The organism is Cellulomonas sp. B6 (assembly GCF_001462455.1).
In the GTDB taxonomy this organism is placed as follows: domain Bacteria; phylum Actinomycetota; class Actinomycetes; order Actinomycetales; family Cellulomonadaceae; genus Cellulomonas.
This window is the reverse complement of the sequence record NZ_LNTD01000066.1, coordinates 53,822-67,348: the sequence shown is the minus strand read 5'-3', so window position 1 is coordinate 67,348 and position 13,527 is coordinate 53,822. Positions and strand designations below refer to the sequence as shown.

General features: G+C 76.2%; 9 protein-coding genes. 3 read left to right on the top strand and 6 right to left on the bottom strand.

Going from position 1 to position 13,527, the window contains the following annotated elements:
* Nucleotides 1-125: 125 nt before the first annotated feature.
* A complete protein-coding gene (locus ATM99_RS05555) occupies nt 126-3,290 on the top strand; it encodes a DUF11 domain-containing protein (protein WP_062101928.1) in 3,165 nt (1,054 codons plus the stop codon).
* 184 nt (nt 3,291-3,474) lie between these two features.
* Here ATM99_RS05555 and ATM99_RS05550 read toward each other — a convergent pair whose 3' ends face one another.
* The gene (locus ATM99_RS05550) at nt 3,475-6,249 is read right to left on the bottom strand and encodes a LuxR C-terminal-related transcriptional regulator (protein WP_062101927.1); all 2,775 of its coding nucleotides are present in this window, start codon (nt 6,247-6,249) and stop codon (nt 3,475-3,477) included.
* The gene (locus ATM99_RS05545; protein ID WP_190278781.1) at nt 6,246-7,490 is read right to left on the bottom strand and encodes an MFS transporter; all 1,245 of its coding nucleotides are present in this window, start codon (nt 7,488-7,490) and stop codon (nt 6,246-6,248) included. Before ATM99_RS05545 ends, ATM99_RS05550 begins: the two co-directional genes overlap by 4 nt.
* Before the next feature lie 183 nt (nt 7,491-7,673).
* On the opposite strand from ATM99_RS05545, the gene dcd reads away from it, so the two are divergent.
* Nucleotides 7,674-8,249 carry a dCTP deaminase gene (dcd, locus tag ATM99_RS05540; protein ID WP_062101925.1) on the top strand — a complete coding sequence of 192 codons (576 nt, stop codon included), beginning with the start codon at nt 7,674-7,676 and terminating at the stop codon, nt 8,247-8,249.
* Nucleotides 8,249-9,400, top strand: a complete 1,152-nt coding sequence (locus tag ATM99_RS05535; RefSeq protein ID WP_062101924.1) for a hypothetical protein — start codon at nt 8,249-8,251, stop codon at nt 9,398-9,400. The genes dcd and ATM99_RS05535 overlap by 1 nt, the downstream gene beginning before the upstream one ends.
* A gap of 84 nt (nt 9,401-9,484) precedes the next feature.
* On the opposite strand, the gene ATM99_RS05530 is transcribed toward ATM99_RS05535, so the two are convergent.
* The 4 genes from ATM99_RS05530 to ATM99_RS05520 form a co-directional block, all read right to left on the bottom strand.
* Nucleotides 9,485-11,590 carry an alpha/beta fold hydrolase gene (locus ATM99_RS05530; protein ID WP_062101923.1) on the bottom strand — a complete coding sequence of 702 codons (2,106 nt, stop codon included), beginning with the start codon at nt 11,588-11,590 and terminating at the stop codon, nt 9,485-9,487.
* 247 nt (nt 11,591-11,837) lie between these two features.
* Entirely contained in the window at nt 11,838-12,248 is a 411-nt protein-coding gene (locus tag ATM99_RS18845) for a hypothetical protein (protein WP_150118156.1), read from the bottom strand.
* Nucleotides 12,249-12,320: 72 nt separating this feature from the next.
* A complete protein-coding gene (locus tag ATM99_RS05525) occupies nt 12,321-12,653 on the bottom strand; it encodes a hypothetical protein (RefSeq protein ID WP_150118155.1) in 333 nt (110 codons plus the stop codon).
* Entirely contained in the window at nt 12,653-13,351 is a 699-nt protein-coding gene (locus tag ATM99_RS05520) for a hypothetical protein (RefSeq protein WP_062101921.1), read from the bottom strand. The genes ATM99_RS05525 and ATM99_RS05520 overlap by 1 nt, the downstream gene beginning before the upstream one ends.
* Nucleotides 13,352-13,527 lie beyond the last annotated feature (176 nt).

The following is a 13,527-nucleotide window of genomic DNA, read 5'->3' as shown; positions in this document are numbered from 1 at the left end:
CACCCGCCCGGACCGCGGCCGCGGCGCCACCACCGCGCTCACCGTGCTCGGCCTCGCGCTCGGCGGCGGGTTCGGGCTCGTGCTGCCCGCACCCGCGGCAGCCCCCCGCACGCACGGCGCGCCACGTGCACGCCACCCGCCCGGACCGCGGCCGCGGCGCCACCACCGCGCTCACCGTGCTCGGCCTCGCGCTCGGCGGCGGGTTCGGGCTCGTGCTGCCCGCACCCGCGGCGGCCGACCCCGCGCCCGCGGCGACGACCCGTGCCTTCGCGGTCGGCGACACGGTCGCGGGCACCGTGCCCGACGGCGTCTGCTCGGTCGTCGCGACCGTCGTCGGCGGTGCCGGTGGCCGGTCGGCCGCGGGCGCCGGTGGCGTCGGGTCGAACGGTGCCGGAGCCTCGGTCACCGCGACCTTCGACGTGCTGCCCGGCACCTCGTTCAGCGGCAGCGTCGGCGGCGGCGGCCGGTCCCACTCGCGCGCGACCGGCGGCGCGGGTGGCGTGGGCGGCGGCGGCGCCGGTGGCACGGCGGTCACCGACCACGGCGGCGCGGGCGGCGGCGGCCTCAGCGTGCTGCACCTCGGCGGCACCGACGACGCCTCGATCGCCGTCCTCGCCGGCGGCGGCGGCGGGAGCGGCGGCGGCCACTCGGTCACGCGCGACGGGTTCGGCGGCGACGCCGGGCTCCCGACGACCCCCGGCCAGGCGGCCGCCGGTGCCGACGGCACCGACGGGTTCGAGGGCGGCCCGACCGTCGGCGGCGGCCAGGGCGGCGGCGTCGACGCGCCGGGCGCGGGTGGCACCCACCCCGACGCGTCCCTCTCCGGGCTGCCCGGCGCGGGCCGCGCCGGCGGCGCCGGCGCCCCGGACCCGAACTACGACGCGGGCGGCGGCGGTGGTGCGGGGCTCCACGGCGCCGGCGGCGGCGCGTCGACCACCATCAAGAACGAGGACAACGGCCTCACCACGGTCGCCGGCGGCGGCGGTGGCGGCGGCTCCAGCTTCGTGGCCTCGGGTGCACGCAACCTGACGGCGACGGGCGTGGGCCGCCAGACCGGCACCGGGAGCGGCGCCGACGGCTCCCTCACGCTCGACTGGGTCGAGTGCGCGTACGACCTGGCGGTCACCAAGACCGCGGTCGTCGACGGCGCGCCCGCCGCGTCCCCCGAGCTCGCGCCCGTGGGCAGCACGATCACGTGGACCGTCACGGTCCGCAACCAGGGTCCGCAGGCCATGACGCGCGGCGACGTCGTCGTGCTGCGCGACACCCTGCCGGGTGCCGGCGCGACCGCGCTCACGTCCGCCACCGTGTCCGGCGGCAGCAACGCGCAGCTCGAGCGCGGCCCGGTCACGTGCGACGCCACGACGGGCGCACCGCTGCCCGCCGCGCTGACGTGCGCGCGCCCGTTCGCGCCGCTCGACGGCGACGCCGACGGTGCGCGCGGCCTCGACGTCGGCGAGACGCTGACCGTCGTCTACACCCAGCAGGTCACCGACGCGGCCGGGACCGAGCTCGTGAACGTCGCGAGCGTGCAGGACCGCGGCGAGCAGGACGACAACTCCGCGACCAGCACGGTCACCGTCATCGGCCCGCCCGTCGCGACGGCCGACGAGGACCACGGCAACCGCATCGGCGAGACCGTCACCCTGCCCGTGCTCGCCAACGACTCCGCGACGTCCGGCGCGCTCGACCCCGCGAGCGTCGTGCTGTGGGACGCCGACCGCGGCGTGTCGCTCGGCACCGAGCTCGTGGTGCCCGGCGAGGGCACATGGACGGTCGACACCACGACCGGTGACGTCACGTTCACGCCCGAGGACGGGTTTCTCGTCGACCCGACGCCCGTGACGTACCGCGTGAGCGACGGCCACGGCCAGACCGCCACCGCGCTCGTCACCGTGACGTACGTGCCCGAGGCCGCCGACGACTCCTCGCTCGGCCACGCGATCGGGACGACCGTGACGGTCGACGTGCTCGCCAACGACACCGGCGACCTCGACCCGAGCACCGTGCGGCTCGTCGACGGCGACCGCCACGCCACGACCCTGGCCGTGCCCGGCGAGGGCACGTGGACGGTCGACACCACGACCGGTGCGCTGACGTTCACCCCCGAGGACGGCTTCCTGCTCGACCCGACGCCCGTGACCTACCGGGTCACGGACACCACGGGTGACACCGTGCGCGCGAGCGTGACGGTCGGCTACGTGCCCGACGCCGCCGACGACGCGGACCTCGACAACCCGCTCGGCAGCACCGTCACGGTCGACGTCCTGGGCAACGACACCGGCGACCTCGACCCGAGCACGGTGCGGCTCGTCGACGGCGACCGCGCGGTCACGACCCTGACCGTCCCCGGCGAGGGCACCTGGACCGTCGACACCACCACCGGTGCCGTGACGTTCACGCCCGCCGACGGGTACGTCGGCAACCCGGCGCCCGTGCGCTACGTCGTCACCGACTCCACGGGCGACACGACCGGTGCGCAGGTCACGGTCACGTACCGGCCCGAGGCGACCGACGACGCGCAGCGCGACAACGAGCTGGGTCGCCCGGTCGTGCTCGACCCGCTCGGCAACGACGCGGGCGACCTCGACCCCTCGACGCTGCGGCTCGTCGACCCGCGCACCGGTGACCTCGTCACCACGCTGCGTGTGCCCGGCGAGGGCACGTGGACGGTCGACACGACGACCGGCCGCGTGACGTTCACACCGCTCGACGGCTACCACGGCAACCCCACGCCGCAGCGGTACGAGGTGACCGACGCGGCCGGCGGCCGGACGGGCGCACGGCTCGTCGTGACGTTCGTGCCGCAGGCGGCGGACGACGTCGACGAGGGCAACGTGCGCGGCACCGCCGTGACCGTCGACGTGGTCGGCAACGACCGCGGCGCGCTCGACCCGACGACCGTGCGTCTGCTCGACGGCACGGGGCGTCCCGTCACGTCGCTGACCGTGCCGGGCGAGGGCACGTGGACCGTCGACCCCGTCACCGGGGCGATCACGTTCACGCCGGCCGCGGGCTTCGCGGGCGACCCGACGCCGGTGCGCTACCGCGTCGCGGACGTCGAGGGCAACCCGACGGAGGCGACCGTGCGCGTGACGTACGTCGACCCGGCCGTCGCACCCGCGCCGACGCCCACCCCGACCCCCGCGCCGACGCCGTCCGCGGCCCCGGCGGCGACCCCCGACCTGGCCGTCACCGGCTGGGGCGGCTGGGGTCTGGCGGCGCTCGCCGGCCTGCTGGTCGTGACCGGCGCCGGCGTGCTGGTGCTGCGTCGTCCGACGACGCGGTGACCGACGCGGCCCCGCCGGGCACGTGACGCCGCGTGGCGCCACGTGACCCTGCGGGGGCCGGCAGTCCGCCCGCGCCTGCGCGGGCACCCACCACGCGGTGGGGCGCACTCCCCCCGGGGCGCCCCACCGCGTGCGTCGTCCCGGGAGCGTGCGCGACGCCGCGAGGTGCGACCGCACGGTCCCGTCAGCGGTGGGGCGGGGCGTCGGCCGCGTCCTCGGGGCCGGAGGCGCCCCCACCCGCGGCGCCCCCGCCGGCGGCGTCCCGCCCCTGCGGGCCGCGGGCCGTCGGGACGTCCCCGGGCAGCAGCCCGAGCCGCCCGGCCTGCGCGAGCGCCTCGGTGCGCGACGACGCGTCGAGCTTGCGGTACAGCGAGCGGAGCTGGGACTTCACGGTGTGCTGGCTGACGACGAGGTCGGCGGCGATCTGCGCGCTCGACCCGGTGCGCGCCAGGGCACGCAGCACGACGGCCTCGCGCGGGGTCAGCGCGGGCAGCTCCTCCGCCGCGGGGACCACGGCCGGTGACGGCTCGTCGAGCAGCTCGACGGCGCCCCTCGGCCCGTGCTCGCGCGCGAGCCGCGCGAGGGCCGAGCGGGCGTCGGCGGGCAGCAGCGCGAGCGGGAGCCGCAGCTCGTGCACCGTGAGCAGCGCGTGCGCGCGGCGCAGCGCGGCGGACGCGTCGGCCGCACGGTCGAGCGCGAGCAGCGCCACCGCCTCGAGCAGCGCCTGGTCGGCCCGGGTCCGCAACGCCGCCCGCCGGGCCGCGCCGGTGCGCGCGAGCGTCTCGAGCGCGACGTCGGGACGCCCGGCCGCGAGGTGGGCACGCCCCTCCGCGACGACGCACGCGGGGTCGTCGGGCGTGCGGGGCAGCAGCTCGAGCGCCGCGAGCGGGCGCCCTGCGGCGACCAGCAGCGTCGCGCGCGTCGCGTCGAGGCCCATCGCCGCCGGGCGGTGCGCGGGCTGACGCTGGGCGTGCGCGCGCAGGGTGTCGTCGAGCCGGGCCAGGGCGGTCTCGGCGCCGTCGCGCAGCAGGTCGGTGTACGCCTGCGCGTGCGCGATCAGCGGCCAGTGCTCGATGGTCGGCAGGTGCCGTGCGAGCGCGTCGAGGTGCGGCTGCGCGGCGTGCGGGTCGAGGTCCTCGAGCGCGAGGAACGCCTCGGCGACGCGGTACGGCGCGCCCGCGTACCCGTCGACCAGGCCCGCCGGCCACGTCCCGGACCGCACGCGCAGCGCGTGCTGCCGCGCGCGCGGCATGGCGCCGTCGAGCGCGAGCGTGCCGGCGAGCAGCGCGATCCCCGGCAGCTGCGCGGGCGGCGTCGCACCCGCCGCGACGCCCTGCTCGAACGCGTGCACGGCCTCCTCGCCGCGCGCGTCGTAGAGGAACGCGGTCCCGGCGTGCACGTAGGACTGCGGCAGCACGTCGGCGACGCGGGCGCGCTCGGTCTCGGTCAGCTCGTCCGCGCGGCGCACGACGTCAGCCGCGGCGCGGGCCGCCGCGCGACCGCGCCCCGTGAGGCGCAGCGCGACGACCTCGATCGTGCGCAGCAGCACCCGGTCCGCGGGCGGCGTGCGCTCCCCCTCGACGCGGGCGCTCGCCGCCGCGAGCCCGAACAGGGCGACGGCCCGCAGCCGGCCGGACGGGTCGGCGTTGAACCCGAGCGCCAGCAGGAACAGCAGGAGCGGCCGGCGACGCAGCCGCAGCAGGTTCACCGGGCGCAGCGCGGGGCGCACGGTGCCGACGTTCTCCAGCAGGAACGAGCGCCAGTGCCGCCGTGCGACCGCGGTGACGAGGTCGAGGTCGTCGGAGTCGACGGCCGCGTGCAGCGCCTCGACGGGCAGGCCGTGGGCGTCGCACCACGCCGCGACGCGGGCGCGCAGGCGCCGGAACCCCGCGGGGTCGGTGCGCCGCAGCCGGGCGCGCAGCGCGTCACGCACGACGGGCGTGCAGGCGAACCCGCCGCGGTCCGGGTCCGTCCACGTCCCCAGACCCAGCGCGGCGAGGTCGTCGAGCCGCTCACGCGCCTGCGCGGGCGTGCAGCCCGCGAGCTCGGCCAGCAGGTCGGGGGTGAGCACGTCGGCGGCCGCGGCGGTGCGGACCAGGTCGGCCGTCGCGGCGTCCAGCCTGTCGACCGAGGTGGTGACGACCTGCTCGAGCGTGCGGCGCGCGTCGTGCGCCGGGTCCCCGTCCGCGAGCGCGACGAGCCGGACCGCGAGCGGGGACCCGCCCGTGGCGCCGTGAACCCTGACGGTGGCCGCGGAGGACTCGTCCGCGGGGCCGTCCGGCGAGCGTGCCGCCGACCCGCGGGCCAGGACGCGAGCCGTCTCGGCCACGGTGAGGACGAGGTCGGCGCCGGTCAGCACGTCGACGTCGACGCGCAGCCGCGCGGCCGGCGACTCCAGGGGCCCGGGCGAGCGGGTGGTGGCGAGCACCCGCAGCGTGGGGACGGCCTCGACGAGGTGGACGACGTCGGCCGCGGTCGCGTCGTCGAACGCGTCGGCGCCGTCGAGCACGAGCACCACCGGGCCCAGCAGCGCGAACCCGCGCACCAGGTGACCGCGCAGGTCGCGCGCCTCGCGCAGGCCCGTCGTGCCGGCGGCGAACGGGTGGTCCGTGCCCGGCAGGCCGGCGTCGGCCACGGCCTGCACGACCCGCCCCCAGAACCCGCGCCCGTGCGTCCCGTCCACGGCGACCCACACGCCGCGGTGCGCGGTGGTGCGCGCCCACTCGGCGGCCAGCACCGTCTTGCCGCCGCCGGCCGGGGCCCGCAGGACCGTCACCGGTGCGGCGTCCTCGAGCCGCGCGACGAGGTGCGGACGGGGCACGAGCCACGACGGCAGCCGCGGCGCACCGTGCACGCCGCCGGGCGTGCCGGGGGTCGCGGGCGTCCCGGGGGTCGCGGGCGTCCCGGGCGACACCAGGCTCGACGCCGCCTCCGCGCCCGGCGGCAGCTCGGCGCTCACGCCGCCACCCGCTGCGGCGTCGGCGTGCCCGCGACGCGGCCCGCGCGCCGGCTCGCGACGAGCGCGAGGACCGCCACGACCCCGGCGGCGACGAACAGCGCCGGGTACCCGCCCGCGTGCGTGACCAGCAGGCCCGCGAGCGCCGGGGCGAGCGCCTGCGGCACGTTGGTCGCGACGTTGAACACGCCGAGGTCGGTGGCCGGCGACGTGCCGTCGGCGGGCAGCACCTCGGTGACGAACGCCGTGGCCGCGGCGAGGTGCGCACCGGACGCGAGGCCCTTGAGCACGGCGAACACGGTCATGCCGGCGACCGTCGGCCACACCAGCGGCACGGCCACCGCGACGGCGAGCAGCGCGCACGCCCCCACGAGGAACGGCGTGCGGCGGCCGAGCCGGTCGCTGCCCAGCCCGGTGACGGCCGCGCCGACCAGCACCGCCACGAGGGTCACGGCCGTCAGGGTGCCGAGCACGACGGACGCCCGGGCGTCGGGCAGGCCGACGTGGTCGGTCAGCACGTACAGCTGGTACGTGTAGACGAGCTGGTAGGCCAGCACGAACCAGGCCCGCGACGCGAAGACGCGCGCGAACGCGGGCTCGCGGCGCGGGTCGGCCAGCAGTCGGCGCCACGGGCGCGGGGCCGCCGCGCGGGTGCGGGGTCGGGCCACCCCGGCGACGACGACGAACACGGCCGTCGCGACGAGCACCGCGACGCCCAGCGCGGCGTACGCGCCCACGGTGCCGTCGTGCGCGGCGCCGATCCGCGTCACGGCGACCGCCGCCCCCGCGACCGACGCCGCACCGAGCGCGGCCAGCGTGCGCCCGCGCCGGGGCGGGGGCACCTCGTCGGGGACCACGGCGGCCGCCGCGACGTCGACGCCGTTGAGCGCGACCTGCGCGACGACCCACAGCGCCCCGAGCAGCAGCAGGGACGACGCCCGGCCGAGCGCGAGCAGCGCGACGGACGCGACGAGCGCGCTGCCGACGAGCCACGGCACGCGGGGACCGAACCGGCTGCGCGTGCGGTCGCTGAGCGCGCCGATCACCGGCTGCGCGGCGACGGTGAACGCGAACGACACCGTGCTGACGAGGGCGAGGTTCTCGACCTTCGACGCGGCGTCGAGCAGCGCGACCTGGCGCGGCAGCAGCACGACGACCACGCCGGCGTAGCAGGCGGCGAGCGCGGCCTGCACGAGCGCCAGGGGTACCACGACGCGCACCGTGCGGGCGGTCGTCGTGGTCACGCGTGCCACGCTAACCCGGACGTCGGTCCATCTCGGGGCCCGGGGGCGGGTGAACGCGGCCGTCACGACCGTGTCGGCGCGGCGCGACGGGCGCCGCCGCGCGGGCGAGGGGGCGTCGTGCGCAGCGCCCGGTTCCTCCCGTCTCCTCACCGGTTCCCACGCGTTCCCACTACGCTCGCACCCGTGCTGCTCTCCGACCGCGACATCCGTGCCGAGCTCGCGCAGGGACGCGTGGTGCTCGACCCGTTCGAGCCCGCGATGGTCCAGCCGTCGAGCGTCGACGTGCGCCTCGACCGCTTCTTCCGGCTGTTCGACAACCACAAGTACCCGGTGATCGACCCGGCGGCCGAGCAGCCCGACCTGACGCGCCTGGTCGAGGCGGAGCCCGGCGAGCCGTTCGTGCTGCACCCGGGCGAGTTCGTGCTGGGCGCGACGTACGAGCAGGTGACGCTGCCGGACGACGTAGCCGCGCGCCTGGAGGGCAAGTCGTCGCTGGGCCGGCTGGGGCTGCTGACGCACTCGACCGCGGGGTTCATCGACCCGGGGTTCAGCGGGCACGTGACGCTCGAGCTGTCGAACGTCGCGACGCTGCCGATCCTGCTGTGGCCGGGCATGAAGATCGGCCAGCTGTGCTTCTTCCGGCTGTCGTCGCCGACCGAGCACCCGTACGGCTCGCAGGAGTACGGCTCGCGCTACCAGGGGCAGCGCGGCCCGACGGCGTCGCGGTCCTGGCAGAACTTCCACCGGACGGACGTGTGATGGCGGCGCCCGAGGCGCCCGTCCTGCCCGTCGACGAGCCGTCGCTCGCCGACCGTCACCTGCTCGCGCTGCCTGCCGGGGTCTCCCCCGAGGAGGTCGAGGTGCTGGCCGCGAGCCGGTTCCGCGGCGTGCGGTGGGAGGACGCCGCGCCGTCCGAGGCGTCGACGCGCACGGGTGTGCTGCCCGCCGTGACGGCGGCGCTCGGCATCCGCGCGGTGGGGCGGCAGGCCCCGCCGGTGAAGGCGCTGCGGCTCGCGCGGCTGTCGACGCTCGCGGGGCCGTACCGGATCGACGCGCCCGGCGCGGTCGCGCTGGGCCTGCCCGCGACGAGCGTCATGGTGTGGGTGCTGCACACGCCGCGCGAGCGCGGCGACGGCCCCTACCCGGGCGGTGACCGCGACGGCCTCAAGCGCGCGTTCCCCGACGGGCTGCCCGTGCGTGAGGAGGGCCGCGTGCTGCAGTGGCTGGTCGCCGCCGCACGCCGGCTGGGGGGTGCGGTCCGCACGCAGACGGGTGTCGTGCTGACGCCCGACCCGGACGCGTCGACCGACCTCACGGTGCTCACCGACCGCTGGGTCGAGCCCGAGGCGGTGCTCGCGCTCGTGCAGCGCGTGCAGCCGCGCGCCTACCTGTCCGAGGCGATCCCGGGGTCGTGGAAGGGTCCGACCGTGCTCGCGGGTCGCTCGTCGCAGGGTGCGGTGGGTGGCGCCCCGGAGTCGGGCGGGTCTGGTCTGCGCTCGGCGCTCGAGCAGCACGGCGTCGCGGACGACGACGAGCGGCGGCGCCTCATGGCCGAGGCCGACGCGTTCGACGAGCTGATGCTGGCCGCTCCCCCGGCGGCGGAGGCGTTCGGCGTGCTGGTCGACCTGGGCGTCGACGGCATGCTCGCGGTCGAGGTGGCCGCGTGCGAGCAGCTGCCGCCGCTCATGGAGGACCTGCCGTGGACGAAGGACGGCGTCATCGCCTACCGGGTCCGGTGGGAGCCGTTCGAGATCGAGCAGATCGAGCAGGAGAAGCCGTCGCTGCCGCACCGCGTCGCGCGCTCGCGCTCGGCGCCGCTCGTGTCGCAGGTCGCGAAGGCGCTGCAGGCCGCCGTGGGCGGCGAGGTCGCCGACGAGGCGGACTTCCTGGTGGACCCGGCGGACCTGTAGGCGCCGCGGGCCCGCGCGCGACGGCCGGTGCACCCCTGCTCGGGTGCGCCGGCCGTCGCGCGTCAGCGTACGGTCACGCGGACCTCAGCCCAGGACCTCGGGGTACGCGACCGCGTCGTCGCCCGTGCGGCCCAGGACGTGCTCGGCGAGGAACGCCTCGACGGCGCCGTACCAGACCTTCGCGTGCTGCGGCGTGAGCACCCAGTGGTTCTCGTCCGGGTAGTAGAGGAACCGGTGGGGCGTGCGGCCCTCGTCGTCGGCGGGCAGGCCCGACGCGGACAGCAGCTCGTACCAGAGGCGCAGTCCCTCGCCGATCGGCACGCGGTAGTCCTTGTCGCCGTGGATGACGAGCATGGGCGTGACGATGTCGCCGACGAACCGGTGCGGCGAGTTCTCGAGCGCCATCTCGGGCGTCATCTCGCGCTGCCAGTAGAACGACGCGTCGGTGGTGGGGCCGAACTGGTCGAGGGCCCACAGGCTCGCGTGCGTGACGATCGCGCGGAACCGGTCGGTGTGCCCGGCGACCCAGTTGGCCATGTAGCCGCCGAACGAGCCGCCCATCGCGGCGGTGCGCTCGGGGTCGACGTCGTCGCGCTCGAGCGCGGCGTCGGTCGCGGCCATGAGGTCGGTGTACGGCGCCGCACCCCACGCGCCCCAGCCGCGCTGGATGAAGTCCTGGCCGTAGCCGGTGGACAGCGCCGGGTCGGGCAGCAGCACGGCGTAGCCGCGCGCGACGAGGATCCACGGGTTCCACCGCCACGACCACGCGTTCCACGAGCCGAGCGGGCCGCCGTGGATCCACAGCAGCAGGGGGGCCTTGGCGTCGGGGCCGGCGCCGTCGGGCAGCGCGAGCCACGACCGCACGCGCTGACCGTCGGCGGCCGTGGTGACGACCTCCTCGAGGCGACCGGGCAGCGGCACGTCGGCGGCGGGCGACACGAGCGGCGTCGCGGCGACGGGGCCGCCCGCGAGCGCGGCGGCGAGGTCGATGCGCACGGGGTGCGCGGGCGCGGCGTACGACGTGCGCAGCGCGTAGGCCGTCGCGCCGTCGGGGGCGACCTGCACGTCGGAGAACGCGGCGTCGTCGCTGGTGACGCGCGTGACGGCGCCCGAGGTCAGTTCCACGTGGAACACCGGCGCGCGGCCGTCGTCGTCGGCGACGACGAGCAGGCCGTCGGACGACGGCAGCCACACGAAGTCGGCGGGCCAGCGGTCCCAGTCGGCGCCGAGCCGGCGGGGCTCGCCGCCCTCGGACGGCACGACCCACAGCTCGACCGTCGGGGCCTGGTGCGGGGACGACAGGCTCTCGCGCGCGTAGGCGACCCAGCGACCGTCGGGCGAGACGCGCGGGTGGCCCAGGTCGGCGTCCGCGTCGTCGACGAGCGTGCGCCGCTCCCCCGTCGCGACGTCGACCGCGACGAGCAGCGAGCGCAGGTCGCCACGCGCCGCGGGGCGGTTCCACGCCGTGACGACCGTGCGGCCGTCGGGGCTGAGCTCGGGCTGCGTCTCGCGCAGCGCGACGCCCGCGTCGGGCGTGACGTCGCCGAGCTCGACGCGCGGGTCGCGCTCGCCGGCGCGCGGCGCCGCGACGTCCGCGCCGACCGTGCCGACGAACGCGTGCGGCACGGCCGGGCCCAGGTCGTGGTCCCAGTACCGCACCGGGTAGCCGGTGTGCAGGATCGCCGCGACCTTCTTGTCCTTGCGCTCCTTGCGCAGCCGCTCGTCGTCCGCGTCGTCCTTGGCGGACGGCAGGACGTCCGACACGACGAGCACGGTCGGCACGTCCGACGCGACCTTGACGCCGCCGACGCCCGCGCCGCGGTCGGCGACCACGCGGGCCTCCGCACCGTCGGCCGGCAGCAGCCACAGCGCGGGCTTCGGCTCGTCGTCGCCGTCCGCGTCCGGGTCGGGCCGCGCGCTGGTGAACAGCAGGTCGCCCGCGGGCGTGAACGCGGCCGACGACTCGCTCTTCGCCGAACGCGTCAGGCGGCGCGAGGGCCGCTCGCCGTGCGGGTCGACCTCCCACAGCGCGGTCACGTAGGACGTGCGCTTGCGGTCGAGGGTCTGCACGGCCGTCACCAGGCGCTCGCCGTCGGGCGACAGCACCAGCCCGGACAGGCGCGGCAGCGCGACGTACGCGTCGAGGTCGTGGAAGGGCGTGGGGGTGTCCCCGCCGGGGGTGGTGGTCATGGCTACCGTCCTACCATCCCGGTGCGACGCGGGGCTGGTGGATTGGTGAAGGACGCGACCGCGCGGGATCCCTGGGCCTCCGCTGCCGCACCGCCCGTCCCCGGAGGAATGGTCGGGCAGAAGCAGTCGTGTGACCGATGGCCGTGAGCCGTCACTGACGCTGGGGATCGTGCGATGTGGCGTCGTGGATGTCGGCGTGAACGTCGAACGCTGCGCCAGTCACACCCGGAGCGACCTCATCTGGTGGTCACTGCCAGTATCGGACCAGAGCGGCACCGCATCGCCGGTCGACATAGATGTCTCGCTCATTGACACGAATCCGGGTCAGAAGCCAGCCCTCTGACACGAGAGCGACATCGCGAGGAGACTCGGTCCAGTCGACACGCACCTTCTCGCCAGACGCAGCAGTGTACTGAAATCCGGAAATCGCCACCTCAGGACCGTAAGCGAGCTGGCCGATCGGCGACAACCGAGCGAGCATCCGCTTCGTTCCCGGAAAGTTGCTGATATCGATCAGAATAATCGGCAGGGCAAGGACAAGGACCAAGAACCGAACAGCCGGGGATGAGAGACGCCTCCCGCCACGAAGGACGGTGCAAGCACCAATGATCTGACCGCCCCAGGGAAAATCGGCTGCACCGGCACGACCAGGCGTCACGAGAACACGTTCGGGCTCATCTGACACGCTCAAGGCAAGCTACCCCCATCGTCGAGCTAATCTGTGCGCCTGTCAGCGAGGAGCGGGCCCCGACCAGCGCTCCTGCTCGAGGTGGGCCGCGAGGGCGCTGAGCATCTCTGCCAACCAGCGCAGCTCCGTCCCGATGAAAGGAAGATGATCGCTCTCTCCGAAGGAGGGGTCTCTCAGATGCTCCAGCAGCTCGGAGACCTGCGCGACTGTCGGCTCGGGCTCCAGGCTCGCGGGGTCGTCCAGGATTCTGGGGTCGATGATCGTCCAGAAGTAGTCGAAGCCGAGATCGGGACGGTCCCCGCCGTGTCGGACCACTGCATCGAGAACACGCGAGGTCGCTTCACGGAGCGCCCCGACCGACAGCTGGTCCGTCATCACCGCACCACCCTCTCGGTACACCGGCCGCCGCGCACAGAGACGTCGTCATCTATCACTGGACCTCCTCGTCCCGACGACGCTGGCCACGACGCCCTGTCCCCCGCCTCAGGCTTGTCTCGACGACGGCGACGAAGGAACGAGGCGAGCACACCACCGGGCTCGGCGCGTCGCCGCCTCCCGTCGACCGGATGATCCGCGCGCTCGTCCCACGTCGACGGGCGGAGCCAGAGCGCCAGCAGCCGTCCCTCGGCGAGCCCGAGCACCGTACCCGTCGCCACGAGGACGACGTCCTGAGCGGGCGCGGCTGACGGGTCCGCCACCTGGACCCAGCCGCTCACCTCGTCGACGGAGGTCCGCCAGACACCGCCGGGGGCAAGCGTGTAGCCGACACCCGAGAGGAGCTCGTCCCCTCCACGCACGCGGACGACACCCGGTCGCGGCTCCGGAGGCCGCACGACTGCCGACGACCAGCGAGACCGGACCTCGTGGTAGCCGTCGACGAAGTAGACGCGGCCGCTGGCGGCGCCGACGTGGAGCTGCAGGGTGCCGATCGTCAGGGCAGCGAGCCCCGTCGACCGATCCTCGTCGGAGCAGGTCGCCCGCAGCGGCTCGAAGAGGAACGAGTGCGCCGGAATGTCGTACGTGAGCGCACCGTCGACCGGTGCACCCTCGAGGCGTTCGAACAGCGTGGCCATCACCTCCCTCGGGACGCGTGGCCGTGCTCACGCATCTGCCGCAGGACCCACGGCCAGTCGTCGACGCCCCAGACGGTGTACACGGTGCCGGCCTCCTTCTTGGTCGCGGCGACGACCATGTCGATGCAGACTCGCCGCCGCCAGATCGCGGCCGATGAGCCGCTGCAGGAGACCAC